The organism is Rhizobium sp. 768_B6_N1_8 (genome assembly GCF_051811225.1).
Classification (GTDB): domain Bacteria; phylum Pseudomonadota; class Alphaproteobacteria; order Rhizobiales; family Rhizobiaceae; genus Rhizobium.
The window spans coordinates 2983728-2999102 of record NZ_JBPWPV010000001.1 but is presented as its reverse complement, the minus strand read 5'-3'; the positions used below and the strand labels follow the sequence as shown (position 1 = coordinate 2999102).

The 15375-nt window shown below is 59.8% G+C and carries 18 protein-coding genes; 7 read left to right on the top strand and 11 right to left on the bottom strand.

Annotated features, from left to right (window positions below):
- Positions 1–16: 16 nt before the first annotated feature.
- The gene (locus AB8B33_RS15440) at positions 17–1393 is read left to right on the top strand and encodes an ATP-binding protein (protein WP_113323657.1); all 1377 of its coding nucleotides are present in this window, start codon (positions 17–19) and stop codon (positions 1391–1393) included.
- Here AB8B33_RS15440 and AB8B33_RS15435 read toward each other — a convergent pair.
- On the bottom strand, positions 1390–1803 hold the full coding sequence (locus tag AB8B33_RS15435; RefSeq protein WP_439016038.1) for a winged helix-turn-helix transcriptional regulator: 414 nt from the start codon (positions 1801–1803) through the stop codon (positions 1390–1392). The two genes, AB8B33_RS15440 and AB8B33_RS15435, sit on opposite strands and share 4 nt — an antisense overlap.
- 65 nt (positions 1804–1868) lie before the next feature.
- Between AB8B33_RS15435 and AB8B33_RS15430 the strand changes: the two genes are divergently transcribed.
- Positions 1869–2741 carry an oxidoreductase gene (locus AB8B33_RS15430; protein ID WP_439016036.1) on the top strand — a complete coding sequence of 291 codons (873 nt, stop codon included), beginning with the start codon at positions 1869–1871 and terminating at the stop codon, positions 2739–2741.
- 63 nt (positions 2742–2804) lie between these two features.
- Here AB8B33_RS15430 and AB8B33_RS15425 read toward each other — a convergent pair whose 3' ends face one another.
- The 3 genes from AB8B33_RS15425 to AB8B33_RS15415 all read right to left on the bottom strand — a co-directional run bounded on the left by AB8B33_RS15425 (position 2805) and on the right by AB8B33_RS15415 (position 5014).
- On the bottom strand, positions 2805–3275 hold the full coding sequence (locus AB8B33_RS15425; protein ID WP_007824345.1) for a BA14K family protein: 471 nt from the start codon (positions 3273–3275) through the stop codon (positions 2805–2807).
- Between the two features lie 144 nt (positions 3276–3419).
- The gene (locus AB8B33_RS15420; RefSeq protein ID WP_007824341.1) at positions 3420–3635 is read right to left on the bottom strand and encodes a cold-shock protein; all 216 of its coding nucleotides are present in this window, start codon (positions 3633–3635) and stop codon (positions 3420–3422) included.
- Between the two features lie 488 nt (positions 3636–4123).
- Entirely contained in the window at positions 4124–5014 is an 891-nt protein-coding gene (locus AB8B33_RS15415) for a DMT family transporter (protein ID WP_439016035.1), read from the bottom strand.
- Positions 5015–5124: 110 nt separating this feature from the next.
- On the opposite strand from AB8B33_RS15415, the gene AB8B33_RS15410 reads away from it, so the two are divergent.
- Positions 5125–5688 (top strand): DUF1176 domain-containing protein, encoded by a 564-nt coding sequence (locus AB8B33_RS15410; RefSeq protein WP_439016034.1) that lies wholly within the window; start codon positions 5125–5127, stop codon positions 5686–5688.
- Positions 5661–6110: a hypothetical protein gene (locus AB8B33_RS15405; RefSeq protein WP_439016033.1), complete on the top strand. Its 450-nt coding sequence runs from the start codon at positions 5661–5663 to the stop codon at positions 6108–6110. The genes AB8B33_RS15410 and AB8B33_RS15405 overlap by 28 nt, the downstream gene beginning before the upstream one ends.
- On the opposite strand, the gene AB8B33_RS15400 is transcribed toward AB8B33_RS15405, so the two are convergent.
- The 3 genes from AB8B33_RS15400 to AB8B33_RS15390 all read right to left on the bottom strand — a co-directional run bounded on the left by AB8B33_RS15400 (position 6107) and on the right by AB8B33_RS15390 (position 7996).
- On the bottom strand, positions 6107–7261 hold the full coding sequence (locus tag AB8B33_RS15400; protein WP_439016032.1) for a PQQ-dependent sugar dehydrogenase: 1155 nt from the start codon (positions 7259–7261) through the stop codon (positions 6107–6109). The genes AB8B33_RS15405 and AB8B33_RS15400 overlap by 4 nt on opposite strands.
- 110 nt (positions 7262–7371) lie before the next feature.
- Positions 7372–7707, bottom strand: coding sequence for a sortase (locus AB8B33_RS15395; protein ID WP_439016031.1), 336 nt, complete (start codon positions 7705–7707; stop codon positions 7372–7374).
- Positions 7697–7996, bottom strand: coding sequence for a hypothetical protein (locus AB8B33_RS15390; protein WP_439016030.1), 300 nt, complete (start codon positions 7994–7996; stop codon positions 7697–7699). Before AB8B33_RS15390 ends, AB8B33_RS15395 begins: the two co-directional genes overlap by 11 nt.
- Before the next feature lie 385 nt (positions 7997–8381).
- Between AB8B33_RS15390 and AB8B33_RS15385 the strand changes: the two genes are divergently transcribed.
- Complete coding sequence (locus tag AB8B33_RS15385) at positions 8382–9584, top strand: pyridoxal phosphate-dependent aminotransferase (RefSeq protein WP_439016029.1); 1203 nt, start codon at positions 8382–8384, stop codon at positions 9582–9584.
- A gap of 125 nt (positions 9585–9709) precedes the next feature.
- Here the strand turns inward: AB8B33_RS15385 and AB8B33_RS15380 are convergent, their stop codons facing one another.
- Positions 9710–10804, bottom strand: a complete 1095-nt coding sequence (locus AB8B33_RS15380; protein ID WP_439016028.1) for a calcium:proton antiporter — start codon at positions 10802–10804, stop codon at positions 9710–9712.
- A gap of 239 nt (positions 10805–11043) precedes the next feature.
- Between AB8B33_RS15380 and AB8B33_RS15375 the strand changes: the two genes are divergently transcribed.
- On the top strand, positions 11044–11325 hold the full coding sequence (locus AB8B33_RS15375) for a DUF2188 domain-containing protein (protein ID WP_007824317.1): 282 nt from the start codon (positions 11044–11046) through the stop codon (positions 11323–11325).
- 34 nt (positions 11326–11359) lie between these two features.
- Here AB8B33_RS15375 and AB8B33_RS15370 read toward each other — a convergent pair whose 3' ends face one another.
- Complete coding sequence (locus AB8B33_RS15370; protein WP_439016027.1) at positions 11360–12268, bottom strand: LysR family transcriptional regulator; 909 nt, start codon at positions 12266–12268, stop codon at positions 11360–11362.
- 89 nt (positions 12269–12357) lie between these two features.
- On the opposite strand from AB8B33_RS15370, the gene AB8B33_RS15365 reads away from it, so the two are divergent.
- Positions 12358–13383 (top strand): NAD(P)H-binding protein, encoded by a 1026-nt coding sequence (locus AB8B33_RS15365; protein WP_439016025.1) that lies wholly within the window; start codon positions 12358–12360, stop codon positions 13381–13383.
- Here AB8B33_RS15365 and AB8B33_RS15360 read toward each other — a convergent pair.
- Positions 13380–14177 (bottom strand): aminoglycoside phosphotransferase family protein, encoded by a 798-nt coding sequence (locus tag AB8B33_RS15360; RefSeq protein ID WP_439016024.1) that lies wholly within the window; start codon positions 14175–14177, stop codon positions 13380–13382. The two genes, AB8B33_RS15365 and AB8B33_RS15360, sit on opposite strands and share 4 nt — an antisense overlap.
- 73 nt (positions 14178–14250) lie before the next feature.
- The gene (locus tag AB8B33_RS15355; RefSeq protein ID WP_439016023.1) at positions 14251–15375 is read right to left on the bottom strand and encodes an alkene reductase; all 1125 of its coding nucleotides are present in this window, start codon (positions 15373–15375) and stop codon (positions 14251–14253) included.

Below are 15375 nucleotides of genomic sequence, written 5' to 3'. Positions count from 1 at the left end.
TTCGGGACCGGCGCAAATGGTGACATTCGACAGCTTGCGGCGGGAAGACCGCTCTCCTGCACCCGGCTGGCGCTGGTTCGTGCGCTGGCTGCGCCGGCGATTGCCGACGGGCCTTTATACGCGTTCGCTGCTCATCATCATCATTCCGATGGTGCTTCTGCAGTCAGTCGTCGCAGCGGTCTTCATGGAACGTCATTGGCAGATGGTGACGGAGCGGCTGTCGCTCGCCGTGACCCGCGATATTGCTGCTATCATCGAGGTCATCGACACCTATCCGCAGGGTGATGATTACAGCGATATAACCCGCATTGCCCGCGACCAGCTCAACCTGCAGATTTCAATCGAGCCGGATGGAGATCTGCCGCCGCCGCGTGAAAAGCCGTTCTTCTCGATCCTCGACGGCATTCTGAGCGACGAGATCACCGAAGAAATCCGTCGGCCGTTCTGGATCGATACGGTCGGCAATTCCAACCTCATCGAGATCCGTATCAAGCTCGACAACCGCATCCTGCGTGTGATCACCAAACGCAGCCAGGCCTATGCATCGAACACGCATATTTTCATTCTCTGGATGGTCGGCGCGTCACTCGTGCTGATCGCCATCTCAATCCTGTTCCTGCGCGGCCAGATCCGGCCGATCCTCAATCTGGCGCGGGCGGCGGAAAATTTCGGCAAGGGACAGAAGGCCGATAGTTTCTATCCGCGCGGCGCTGACGAAGTTCGCCGGGCCGGCCTTGCTTTCATTCTCATGCGTGAGCGTATCGAGCGGCAGATGGAGCAGCGCACCGCGATGCTCTCAGGCGTCAGCCACGACCTCAGAACCATCCTGACGCGCTTCAAGCTGCAGCTGGCGCTCGCCGGGGACAACCCTGATCTTGCCGGGCTCAACGAAGACGTCAACGATATGCAGACCATGCTGGAGGCCTATATGGCCTTTGCCAAGGGTGAGGTGGAGGAGGATGTCGGCGAGCTGAAGCTCAGCGAGATCTTCGAAAAGCTCGAGATCGATTTCGAGCTGCATGGCAAGGTGTTGACCTATTCCATCGAGGGCGAGGACCATATCTCGGTGCGCCCCAATGCCTTCCTGCGGCTTGTGACCAATCTCGCCTCGAATGCAAGGCGCTATGCCGACACGCTCCATATTGAGGCCAAGCACGGTGCGAAGTGGCTGACGATTGTCTTCGATGACAATGGCCCCGGCATTCCGGAGAAGTACCGGGAGGATGTGTTCAAGCCGTTCTTTCGGCTGGATAGCGCACGCAATCTCGATGCTTCGGGCACCGGTCTCGGGCTTGCCATCGTGCGGGATATCGCGCGCAGCCACGGCGGCAATATCACGCTTGGCGACAGCCCGCTCGGTGGGCTGAGAGCGACTGTGCGTCTTCCGGCCTAGCTTTTTGCAGCCGGTTTGGGGGCGTCGAATTCATTCAGGTGAATGACGATCCAGCGCCAGAGCGAGACGACCTGGGTCAGCAGTTCGCGGCCGAGTGGCGTCAACTCGTATTCCACGCGCGGAGGCACCTGCGGATAGAGTGTGCGGATGACGAGGCCGTCGCTTTCGAGTGTGCGTAATGTCTGTGTCAGCACCTTCTGGCTGATATCCTCCACCCGCTCCAGCACCCTTGAAAACCGCAAGGGGCCATCGGCCTCAGAAAGCACATGCAGGACGCGCAGCGGCCATTTGGCGGCGGCGCGTTCCAGCATCTGCCGGGCTCGTGCATCCTGCTCGTCGCTCATATTGCGGCAGAAGTCGAAGATGTCGTCTCTCATTACAGTTACTTTCAGGTGTGTATAGATCTCCAAGGTATCTTCTTTCTAAAGGAAACAATAGATCCTAAATGGACAGGGAACCGAAAAGGAGGTTTCCCATGTCGAAGGTTTGGTTGATTACAGGAAGTTCGCGCGGTCTCGGGCGTGCGCTCGCTGACGCCGTGCTCGAGGCCGGCGACAAGCTGGTCGCGACGGCGCGTGATCCCGGCCAGCTTGCCGATCTCGTCGAAGCGTATGGTCCCCGCGTTTTCACGTTGCCGCTCAATGTGACTGATGAGGCGGCTGCGGAAGCTGCGGTGAAAACCGCGGTCGAAACATTCGGCCGGCTCGATGTGCTGGTCAACAATGCCGGTTACGGCAATGTCGCGCCGATTGAGGATACGAGCCTTGCGGATTTCCGGGCGCAGATCGAGACCAATCTCTTCGGCACAATCATCATGACCAAGGCGGCGATCCCGGTCATGCGCGGGCAGGGGGCGGGGCACATCATCCAGTTCTCCTCCGTCGGTGGCAGGATCGGTCCTGTCGGGCGTGCACCCTATGCGGCGGCAAAATGGGGTGTCGAGGGCTTTTCCGAAGTGCTCTCCAAGGAGGTTGGGCCGCTCGGCATCAGGGTAACGGTGATCGAGCCTGGGGGCTTCCGCACGGATTTCGCCGGCTCGTCGACGGCGATTTACGAAGGCCGCCCGGAATACGCTGAAACGGTTGGTGCCATGGCAGATTACCAACGCAACTATAATGGCCGCCAACCCGGCGATCCGGCCAAGGCGGCCGCCGTGGTCCTGCACATTGCCTCGCTCGATACGCCGCCGCTACGCCTACTGCTCGGCAGCGACGCGGCCGCGGCCGTGGAGAAGGCGGATGCCGCGCGAATGGAAGCCGATCGCACTTGGCGAGTCGTCAGCCAGTCGACCGATTTTGAACAGGACGGAGGTGCCAAGCCTATGCCCTGGGAGAAGAAGGCCGGCTGAGGTGTGGCCAAAAGAAAAGCGCCGCACTGTGGCGGCGCTTTTCGTCGGAATATCTTCAGCCTATCAGCTGGCGACGCAGAAGTGTTCGCGACCGTCATTGCCGACATAGGTGCCGCTCTGCGGGTCGAAGCTGCGGTAGCGATAAGAGCAATAGCGCTGCCATTGAGCGCTCCAGGGTTCCATGGCGCTGACTGGGCGACCATAGACGGGGCGGCCGTAGACCGGCTCGGAATAGACGGGTTCGGAGTAGACCGGACGCGCGCGGTAAACCGGCGGCGGAGCATATTCCGGCTCATAGACCGGCGGGTCGATGTAGCGGCGCTCTTCATAAACCGGGCCATTATTGGCATTGGCGATGGCGGAGCCGACGATCAGGCCAGTGGCAAGGCCGACCGCACCACCGACCAGCGCATCGTTGCCGTGGTCGTGGCCATGACGCCAGTAGCGATCGCCTGCAGAGGCTTCGCCGATGGCCGAGAGGGTAAGGGCGGCAGCGGTTGCGGTCAGAAGAATGGTCTTTGCAAGCCTGTTCATGGCGTAAAATCCCGGTATCGGGAACCGGAAGCGGTCCCTTCTCAATGGTTCTGAAACTAGCGGCGTCATGCTGAACGAAGGCTGAACGACAAAACCCGGCATCGCTGCCGGGCTTCAACTCGAATTCCACGCCTATGCGAGGGTTCAGCCTGAAATCTGCAGATTGACGGCCTTCGGGCCCTTGCCGCGGCGATCCGGCTCCGTGTCGAAGCTTACTTTCTGGTTTTCCGTCAGACCGGCCAGACCGGAAGCCTGAACGGCAGAAATGTGAACGAAGATATCGGCGCCACCTTTGTCCGGCTTGATAAAGCCGAAGCCCTTGTCGGTATTGAAGAATTTTACAGTGCCAGTCTCGGCCATGCCTCAGGTCCTTTTGTCTCCGCCCGCCATCCACACGGGCAGCATTACGCTATTGCCTTCTTGCGAAGACGCTGGCAGGCAATCTTGAAATGTGAGAAAAAGGTCCCCTCTACCTCCGCCGGTTCCAGACAGGACTTAACGCCTGCTGTTTTTTGGGACCGGCTGACCGGAATATTAGCGTTTCCGGCTCGCAAATTCTTAAGGACTTCCCATGCTCGCAAAATGCCCGAACGCGCGAAGAGTGCTGCGTTTGAAGGATTTTGGCAAGCAAAAGTTTTTTAACGTGTCCCTAAGAACACACCCGCAAAAATGACCTGTTTTCGCAAAAACGCAAAAAATCCTCCGTCGGGAGCAAATGATTAACGTTTTATATCGTCTGCAATATAAGTTCCGGGCAGATTTTACCAAAAATGCAACGCTAGCGCGTCTTAACACCTGCTTAAAAAAAATTTCAGATGGCACTAAACGCCCCACAAATGGACGCGTGTTCAGGCCGTTTGCGAGCGTCGACGGGTCATTTCGGGCACGAGCTCGACTACAAGCATAGCGATAAACATCAGCGCACAACCGACATAGCCGAGCGGCGGCATGCTCTCGCCCAAAAGAAGTGCGGCGAGCGAGGCACCGAACAGTGCTTCGGCGGAGAGGAAGATCGCCGCCTGTGACGGCGTGGTGTAGCGCTGGGCGACGACCTGCAGCACGAAGGCGACGCCCGAGGAGAAGATGCCGACATAGAGGATTTCGGGTGCTGCCGCGCGGATATCTGACAGGCTGATCGGTTCGAAAATGGCCGCGATGATGAGCGCGCAGACTGCCGTGACCGCAAACTGGGCGCTGGACAGGGCAAGTGGCCGACCCGTTTCCCCAACCGTCGTTCCGGCAAGCGTGATCTGGACCGACCAGAAGATGGCACAGACGACAGTCAGCAGGTCGCCGATCGTAAGGGCCGAGAGTTGGCCGCCGGAGAGCAGGTAAATGCCTGACACGGCCATGATGGCGCCTGGCCAGATGATCCAGTGCGGCGAGCGGCGCAGGAAGAAGACGGCAATCAGCGGCACGAAGATCACATAGAGGCCGGTGATGAAGCTGGAATTGGTGACGGTCGTCGTCTGCAGGCCGACCTGCTGTGTCGACGCGCCGCCGAAGAGCGCCAGTCCGATCAAAAGATAGAGACCGAGATGTCTGCGGCTGGTTGCGATCTTTGCCCTGCGGGCTTCGAAGAGCGTGAACGGCAGGGTGGCAAGTGCAGCGATGGCGAAGCGCAGGCCGATGAACCAGAAGGGACCGATCGCCTTCATTGCCGTCGACTGGGCGACGAAGCCTCCGCCCCAGATGGCGGCTGCAAGCAATAGAAGGAGGTTCGCCTGAATGCGCGTCATTTTCACCCTCGATGTTGGGGAAGCGTCTGGGAGCTATGCTCAGCGGGTTAGCAGTTGCATTTCTTTTCGGCAAGGATGAGGATTCCCCATATGGTTCGGAGGACATGCAGATGAGGGGGCAATTGATTGCCGTCGCGACAGCAGTCGTTCTGGCGGGGCTTGAGAGCGCTTCAGCCGAGGCTTCCTCGTCCGTCCGTCTGATTTCGCTCTTTGCCGATCTGCCGGAGTCCGTGCGGGCGGATATCGAGCCTGATGATGGCGACTGCCATATCGAAGAGCGGCGCCTTGCCTATGGCGACGCCTTCGAAGTCACTCAGGAGAAGGGGATGAGGCCGATCATCGTGCCCTGCGGCCCGGCCGGTGCCTACAACATGCCTTCCGCGATCTATGGCGGTCAGGGCAGCCAGATTTCTCGAACGGTCTTTCCGCTGAAGTTTTCAGAAACGACAGGCGATACGGGTTTCAACATCCGCTACGATGCGATGGAGAGGCGTTTCACTTCCTTCGTGAAGGGGCGTGGCATGGGCGATTGCGGCAGCTATTATGCGTGGCGCGTCGCAGAGCCTGAGAACACGGATTTCCTTGTTCTCGAGGAAGTGCGCATCAAGGAAGAGTGCGATGCAAGGGCCGATGGCGGTCCGGCAACATGGCCGCTCGTGTGGAAGCGCCAATGACGGCAGGATATTCCGGCACGCCGCTCGCAAGGAAGCTGGGGCTCAAACCGGGACAGACGGCCTTGCTCATCAATGTTCCCGATGGGTTGGCCGAGATCAGCCGGTTCGAGGGTTTCGCTACGGTCGAACGAGTCTTTCCGAAGGCCCCCGATCGGCAATTCGATTATATCCACGTCTTCGAAACACATCGTGTGGCGTTGGAAGAGATGGCGGCGGCGTTATTCCGCGTGATCAGGCCCGATGGCATGGTCTGGATATCCTGGCCGAAGAAGAGCTCGAAGGTGGCGACCAGCATCACAGAGGACGCGTTGCGCGAGATTTTGCTGCCGATAGGCCTCGTCGACGTCAAGGTCTGCGCCGTCAACGAAACATGGTCAGGGCTGAAATTCATGATCCGCAAGGAATTGCGGAACTCGCTTTAGCCGGCACGGTCTGGGGCGCGGGAAACCCGAAGCAATTCGCCGTCATTCTCATCGGTCACCATCAGCAATGCGCCATCGGGGGCGACGATCACATCGCGGATGCGGCCGTAATCGCCTTCGAACATGCGCTCCTCGGCGGTGAAGGCGCCGCTCGCATCCCGCTGCATGCGCGACAGCAACTGGAACTTCAGGGCGGCGACGATGAAATTGCCGTTCCATTCCGGAAACATCTTGCCGTGATAGACGACGAGAGCGCCCGGGGCGATCGACGGATCCCAATAGTGCTGGGGCTGCTCCAGGCCTTCCTTGGCGGTGCCTTCGCCGATCTTGGCGCCGGAATAGTCGCGGCCATAGGTGATGATGGGCCAGCCGTAATTCTTGCCGGGTTCGGGATTGTTGATCTCGTCGCCGCCGCGTGCGCCATGCTCGACGGTGTAGAGCTTGCCGTCGGCACTGTCGAAGGTGATGCCCTGCGGATTACGATGGCCCTTGGACCAGATTTCCGGCAGGGCTTTGCTGCTATTCTTGAAGGGATTGTCGGCGGGAATGCTGCCATCGGCGTTGAGATGGACAATGGAGCCGGCGTCATCTTTCCAGTCCTGCGAGCGGTTGCGGTCACCGCGATCGCCGACGCTGATGAACAGTGAGCCGTCGGGGGCGATCGCGATTCGTGAGCCGTACTGGATGTTCCCGCGGGTAAAGTGCCGCATGGTGAAAATGGGCGTGACGTTTTTGAGGCTCTTTTCATCCGAGGATAGTGTGGCGCTGAAAGCCTCGGTGCCGGAGCCTCGGTCGCTGGCAGTTGCGGCGGTCAGGTAGAGCTTTCGGCTGGTGGCGAAATCCGGGGCAAGCGCGACATCCATCAAGCCGCCCTGGCCGCGGGCGCTCACCTTTGGCACGCCATCGATCGGATCGGAAACCTTGCCGTCGCGGATGATGCGCAGCCGCCCCGGGCGCTCCGTGACGATATAGCCGCCATCAGGCAGGACCTCGACTGCCCAGGGATGCTCCAGCCCTTCGGCGAGTTTCTCGACACGAACCGAAACTTCCTGCGTCCTGATGATATCCCCGATCTGGGCAAGGGCTGGACCTGCAAAAGCAGCGGCTCCTGCCAGCAGCGCGGCGAAACGGAAAGTCGAAATGGCGTCCATCATAATCCCCCGTCGTCAGTTTAAGGGGAAGGTGGCGCGGGGCATGGTGCGCTTCAACCGTAGTCGGCACTCCATAACGGTTTTGTGTTTTCGGGTTGAATGAGAGCACGTCAGTTGATTATGCGGGGAGGGAAGCGGGTATCGAAATCGGCCTGTTGCAATTCCGCGCTCATTATCCGCTGTGTGATGTAGTAGCCGGTGCGCTTTGCTTCAGCTTTCAGGAAAAGTCCGCAGCCGATCAGCGCCATGCCGTAGAAGGCGAGGCAAACGATACCGACGGCGACCAGTTTCTCGACGATCGAAAGCCCGGGGAGACGGGGTCTTAGCGGTGCAGGCGGTGCCTCGTGGGCAGACGCGGCGGCCATTGCCAGCTCCATGTAGGTCGGCAGCGGCTCGAACGTGTCCGCTTCCTCGGTCCAGCTGGAACGCTGCGGCTTAGCGGGCATCGCTCCGGCCTCCCCAGATGACAAGGCCCTTAATGCGACGCAGCCAGATGGCGAGCCCGTTTGCGGCGACCAACGCGGCGAAAAGCACTGCTACGCCATCGGCAATCTTCTGGTCGGCATAGGAAACGTGGAGCGAACTGGAAGCCATGGCCGGTCCTGCTTCGGCGACTGAAAAGAGGCCGAACGCCGCGACGACACAGCTTGCAAACGCGATGACCGCCACCATCAGCGACAGAGAAACCCGGCTTGCGCGCAGACGTCCCGCTGCGTGCTCGTCTTCCAGAAACATGGCATACCCTCAATAACCAATGTCGGATGGTGATAGAGTAGCGGTTTGATCTCGGCGCTCTCACGACCGAATTGCGGCATGCCGCGGCATTTGTTGCGGCTTATTCGTGGCAAATGGTAAACGGGCGATAACCTTGATTTTAAGGAATAAAACAGGGACGACTTCAGAAGCTGATTCAACTTCCTGTGAGCCTGGATCCACCGCTTGCGGCGTCTCTTCGAACCTCGGTTCAAAATTCCAGAGGCAGGTGCGGCAATCGATCAATAAGAATCATTGCCGCCATCACGCCTTTGCGCTTGAAATGATGTCACACATTGGACATAGAGCTTAGCGCAGAACTCCGGTCCCGGCCTTCTGCCCGTTTCAACCTTGTAGGACCGATATCATGGCCTTCCTTGCCGATGCCCTTTCCCGCGTGAAGCCTTCAGCCACCATCGCCGTTTCTCAGAAAGCGCGCGAGCTGAAAGCCAAAGGACGCGACGTCATTGGTCTCGGCGCAGGCGAGCCCGATTTCGATACGCCCGAGAATATCAAGAAAGCCGCCATCGACGCGATCAATCGCGGCGAGACGAAATACACGCCGGTATCCGGTATCCCCGAGCTGCGTAAGGCGATTGCCGCCAAATTCAAGCGCGAGAACGGTCTGGAATATTCCTGGGAGCAGACGATCGTCGGCACCGGCGGCAAGCAGATCCTGTTCAACGCCTTCATGGCGACGCTGAACCCCGGCGATGAAGTTGTGATCCCCGCGCCTTACTGGGTGTCCTATCCCGAGATGGTGGCGCTCTGCGGCGGCACACCGGTTTTCGTTTCGGCTACCCAGGAGCATAATTTCAAGCTCCAGCCCGCCGATCTCGAAAAGGCGATCACGCCGAAGACTAAGTGGTTCATCTTCAATTCGCCGTCCAACCCGACGGGCGCTGCCTATACGCATGGCGAGCTGAAGGCGCTGACGGACGTGCTGATGAAGCATCCGCATGTCTGGGTGCTTACGGACGACATGTACGAGCACCTGACCTATGGTGACTTCAAATTCGTCACGCCCGTCGAAGTCGAGCCGAAGCTCTACGACCGCACGCTGACGATGAACGGCGTCTCCAAGGCCTATGCGATGACCGGCTGGCGTATTGGTTATGCGGCAGGCCCGATCCAGCTGATCAAGGCTATGGACATGATCCAGGGGCAGCAGACATCGGGTGCGACCTCGATCGCCCAGTGGGCGGCCGTCGAAGCGCTGAACGGCACGCAGGACTTCATCCCAGAGAACAAGAAGATCTTCGAAGGCCGCCGTGATCTCGTTGTTTCCATGCTGAACCAGGCCAGGGGCATCGTCTGCCCGGTGCCGGAAGGCGCCTTCTACGTCTATCCGTCCTGCGCCGGGCTCATCGGCAAGACAGCCCCGTCCGGCAAAGTCATCGAGACGGACGAGGATTTCGTTTCCGAACTCCTGGAATCGGAAGGCGTCGCCGTCGTTCACGGCTCTGCCTTCGGCCTCGGCCCGAACTTCCGTATCTCCTATGCGACCTCGGAAGAGCTTCTGGAAGAAGCGTGCCGCCGCATCCAGCGCTTCTGCGGCGCCTGCAGGTAATCATCGGCTATCAGCCGCATTAAAAAAGTCCGCCAGAGATGGCGGGCTTTTTGTTTGTCTGATGTTCTGATTTAACGCGCTGCAAAAATGATTCCGCTCGTCGCGTTAAGTCGCTGATTTCAGATTCAAAGTCCGATCGCCGTCAGCATGATGAAGGTGGCGAAGAGGATGAAATGGGTCATGCCTTCGATGGCATTCGTCTCGCCGTCATTGAGGTTGATGGCGGCGGCAATCAGCGTGATCGCCACCATGACCGTCTGGACCGGCGACATGGCCATGATGAAGGGCTGGCCGGTATAAAGCGCAATGGCCTCCATGACAGGTACGGTGAGGATGACCGTCGAGAGAGACGCGCCCATGGCGATGTTGACGGTTGCCTGCATACGGTTGCGGAGCGCCGCCCTCAAGGCCGTCAAAATTTCCGGTGCGGCGGAGATGGCGGCAACCACGATGGCAGTCACGGCAACAGGAGCGCCGGTATCGCGCAGGCCTTCGCTCATGAAGCCTGACATGAATTCGGCAAGCGCGCCGATGATGACCACGCCGATAAGGATGATGGTGATCGAGGTCGCGACCGATCCCTCTCCGTCATGTTCCTCGGGATGTTCCTTCTGCCGTTCCGAACGCGGATAGCTGTAAGAGAAGAAGTAGCTGTGCTGGCCGACCTGCATGCGCAGGAAAAGGCCGTAGAGCGCGATCATCGCGATGATGGTGAAGCCGGAATAATAGTGCCACTTGTCGTCGGGCACGAATTCCGGAACGATCATCGAGATGCCCATGGCGGTCAGAATCATCACACCATAGGTCTTGCCGGAATTGTCGTTATAGGGCTGCTCGCCATGTTTCAGGCCGCCGAGCAGGGCAGCTAGGCCGAGGATGCCGTTGATGTCGAGCATGAGCGCCGAATAGATCGTGTCGCGCACAAGCGTCGGCGACGTTTCCTCGCCGCTCATCATGATGCCAAGGATGATGACTTCGACAGCGACTGCCGAGAGCGTCAGGATCATCGTGCCGTAGGGGTCGCCAACCTTGACGGCCAGCAGTTCAGCGTGATGGGCGACGCGCATGGAGGCGAGCACGATGGTTGCGATCAGCGCGGCGGCGGCGAGAAGCGCCATGCCCCGGCCGGCCGCCATGACCGAATGTTCCAGCAAGTAGGCAATGACCGCGATAATGACTGCCACGATCAGGAATTTTTCTTCCTTAAGATGCAATGCCATTTCTACCACCAGCGCCGATTTTGATTCCCTCGGGGAATCTAAGCCGGTGATTTTTCTATGCAAGCAGACTCCCCACTGATGAAATTTGCAGTCTGTGACGATTAATGAAATACTGCTTTTCATACGGCAGCCGGAACCCAGATCGCGGCGTCCTGGAAATCTTCTCAAGCGGCCCGCGCTGAACCGGACATGATCCGGGAGCCTACGGATGCGCAACGAGAAGAAGAGGAGACACATGCATGGTCAAGGTGGTCTACGAAGTCGTACCGCATGACGGCGGCTGGGCCTACAAGCTTGGAGACGTCTATTCCGAGGCATTTCCGAGCCACTCCGAAGCGCTCGAAGCAGCCCGTATCGTTGCGGCCGAGCAGCAGGTTGGCGGCGATTCCGCCGAGATCAGCTGGCAGGATGCGCAGGGCAAGTGGCACGAAGAATATGCCGAAGGTGGCGATCGTCCCGAGACCGAGGTCGTGGACGGCTTTACCAAAGGCCGTTCGCCAGAGGTTTCCCCGGAGCCCTGATCCGGTTGATTTTCTGAAATCCTTCAGCGCGTCGTCAGGCGCGCGTTTCCCTGCATGACTTGATATAGTTCAGCAGACCCTTGACCAGCGCGTCGAAGGCGACACGGCAGCGCGGCGAGGTCTTGAGGCTTTCGTGCATGACGACCCATGTGCCGAGCTGGATTTCGAATTCATCTGCCAGAATGTGAACGAGATCGGAATTGGGACGGCCCAGCCCGGTCTGACAGATGCCGATTCCCACACCGGCGCGAATGGCCGTGTAGTGCGCCAGATGATTGCTGGTTCGGAAGGTGGCGGTGAGTTCATCCACGGCCGGGTAGAGCTTTCGCATCATGCGGATATAGGCTGTCTGCCTGTCGAAGCCGATGATGCGATGACCTGCAAGCTCGGCGAGAGTTTGCGGTGTGCCGTGGCGTTCCAAATAGCGGCGATGCGCGTGAAAACCGAGCGGGATATCGCCGATGCGCCGCACCAGAAGTGCATCCTGCTGCGGTTCGGCCATGCGCACAGCAATATCCGCCTCCCGGTTCATGAGATCTTCCAGCGCATCCGATGCCGACAGCTCCACCTGCAAGCCCGGATAGGCTTCCTGCAGATCGGCGATGATCGGCGGCAGCACTTCGACGCCGATGACCTCGCTGGCGCTGATGCGCACGGTGCCTTCCACTTTGTCGCGCTGGCTGGATGCCGTGCGCAGGAAGGCGGCGGCCGTCGTTGCCAGTGTTTCGGCATAGGGTTGGAGGTCGAGCGCCACATCGGTCGGCAGCAGGCCATTCGAAGAGCGGATAAAAAGCTCCGCACCGACAGCCTCCTCGAGCGCGGCGATATGGCGGCCGATTGTCGGCTGCGTCAGCCCCAGTTCACGCGCGGCCGCCGAGAGCGACCCCTGGCGCAGCACGGTGAGGAAGGAGCGATAGAAATCCCAGCTTGGCTCGGTGCTCATATAATTATGTATAGCGACGGAACTTATTTCGTCAATTTTGTTTATCCCGGATCGAAGGCATAGTCGTCTCATCGAACAAGGAGACGATCATGAGCAGCGAATATCAGGACAAGAAACTGGCGCTGGTTCTCGGCGCCACCGGCGGCGTCGGCGGTGCGGTCGCCCGCAAGCTGCAGTCACGCGGCTGGAAGGTCAGAGCGCTCAACCGCAACGCCGCGAAAGCATCCGCGAGCGGGCAGGGTTTCGACTGGTTACAGGGAGACGCGATGAATGCGGCGGATGTGCGCAAGGCGGCCGAAGGCGCAAGCCTGATCGTGCATGCGGTCAATCCGCCCGGTTATCGCGATTGGGAGAAGCTGGTTCTGCCGATGCTGGATAATACGATTGCCGCAGCTCGTGCCGTCGGCGCCCGCATCGTGCTGCCAGGCACCGTCTATAATTTCGGGCCGGATGCGTTTCCTGTTGTGACGGAGGATAGTCCGCAGCACCCGGTGACGAAGAAGGGCAAGATCCGCGTCGAGATGGAGAAGCGCCTGAAGGCTGCTTCCAAGACCGGCACCGGCGTCATCATCGTCCGCGCCGGCGACTTCTTCGGGCCGGGCGCTACCAGCAATAGCTGGTTCTCCGCTGCTTTTGCCACGCCGGGCAAACCTGTTGGTACGATCAAGAATCCGGCTAGGCCGGGCATCGGTCACCAATGGGCCTATCTGCCCGATGTCGCCGAGACGATGGTGCAGCTCGTCGAGCGTGCCGAGCGCCTTCCGGCTTTCGCCTGCTATCACATGAACGGTTTCTGGGATGGCGATGGCCGGCAAATGGCGGAGGCGGTCCGGCGTGTTGCCGGCGGCGCGGCGAAGATCGGTCGCTTTCCCTGGTTCATCGTGCCGTTGCTCGCTCCCTTCATGACGGTGATGCATGAACTGAAGGAGATGCGCTACCTCTGGAAGGTGACGCTGCGCATGAGGAACGACAAGCTGGTCGCCGAACTCGGAACCGAGCCGCACACGCCGATAGACGAGGCAGTGCGGGCCTCGCTCATCGCACAGGGCTCCCTGTCGGAGCCGAATGGAGCAACGACCACGGCACCTCTCTCTCATGTCGGGAAGGCGGGTTAAGCCAGTTCGGCGAGCGCGATGCGGGCGACAGTCAGAGGCTTTTCTGCCGACACGTGGTCATCATCTTCGAGGAACCAGGCGGCGGAAAGGCCGGAATAGGCGGCTATCCATTTGAGCAGGCGGGTCGGCTCGATATCGGCCTCCTTGGAGACGATCGCAAGCTGGCGCTTCAGACGAGCGGGGTCCGTTATCGTCGGCAGGTCTTCATTGGCGAAAATATTGGCAAAGTCGAAGCCACGTTCGCCCCAGAGACGCTTGGGATCGATCGCCAGCCAGCCCCGTTCGCCGAAATCGAGGATATTGCGGTGGTGGATGTCGCCGTGAAGAATGCTGAGCTGCTGTGGCTCGGCCAGCAAAGCGCTCGCCGTTTTCCAGCAGTCGGCAAAGGTGGCGCCATGGGTGAGGGCTGCCGGCTGCAGATCGCGGAACCAGCGCTTTAGCGGTGTGGAGTCATGGAGAGGAGTAGGGCGGGGCGCGTGCAGCTTTGCCGCCGTGCGCACCATGATGCGGCTTGCCTCGTCGTCCTCGCCGTTCATTGCCATGTGCAGCAGCGAGCGTTTATCCGTCGCGCGCTCCAGCAGAACTGCATCATCTTCCTGGGCATAGACACGGGCAGCGCCATCGCCGTCCCACCACTTCATCAACAGCGCGCCTTCGCGTTCGCTGCTGTGGGTCGCGACTTTCAGCATGGCCGGCTTGTTTTGCCAGATGACCGGCAGGAGGTGGCTTGAATGGGTGATGATGGGTTCGCCGTCAGCAGTCAGCGACCAGCGTTCGAGATAGGGAGAGAACATCGGCGCAAGCTAGCGGCAATGGCCTGAAATGGAAACCCCGCCGGATGGCGGGATTTCTGTTTGTCCAAGACGATCAGGCGACCTTTTCCAGGGCCGGATAATCGACATAGCCCTTTGCGCTGCCGCCGTAGAAGGTAGACTGGTCCGGCGGGTTGAGTGGCAGGTTCTTTTCCAGCCGTTCGACGAGATCGGGATTGGAGATGAAAGGTTTGCCGAAGGCGACGAGATCGGCCGTGCCGTTTTCGACGGCTTCGATCGCCATATCTCTGATATAGCCATTGTTGACCATCCAGGCAGCCTTGCCACCAGCCTTCTCATAGGCGGCGCGCAGCGCCTTGTAATTGAAAGACGGGTTGTCGCCCTGGCGATAGTCGCGCTCGCCACCGGTCTGGCCTTCTACGACATGGATATAGGTAAGGTCGTACTTGGCGAGACCTTCAACGACATGCGTGAAGAGCGCCTGCGGATTGGAATCGTAGGACTCACCCGACGGCGTGACCGGCGAAATGCGGATTGCGGTACGGCGAGCGCCGATTTCCTTGGTTACGGCCTCGACCACCTGGAAGGTGAACCGCGTGCGGTTTTCGATCGAGCCGCCATATTCGTCGGTGCGGTCGTTGACGCCGTCGCGCATGAACTGGTCGAGCAGATAGCCGTTGGCGCCGTGGATTTCGACACCGTCGAAGCCGGCATCGATCGCAGCGCGGGCAGCCTTGCGATAATCCTCGATGATGCCCGGAATTTCGGAGGCTTCGAGCGCGCGAGGCTCGGACGTATCGGCAAAGGCGCCGCTACCGTCAGCGTTGACCAGATAGGTCTTTGCCTTGGCGATACGGTTGGTCGAGGACACCGGCTTGCCGCCGTTCGGCTGCAGCGTCGTGTGGGAGATGCGACCGACATGCCACATCTGCACGATGATCTTGCCGCCTTTGGCATGAACGGCGTCCGTCACGCGCTTCCAGCCATCAAGGGCTTCCTTGCTATAAAGGCCGGGAACGTTGGCATAGCCCTGGCCCTGATGCGTGATGGCGGTCGCTTCCGTGATGATGAGGCCGGCCGTGGCGCGCTGGCGATAATATTCGACGTTGAGGTCGTTCGGGACTGCGCCCGGAGAACGGTTACGCGTGAGCGGCGCCATGACGATATGGTTCTTGAGCGCGATATCGCCGATCTGAGTCGGCTGGAAAAGCTTGGCCAT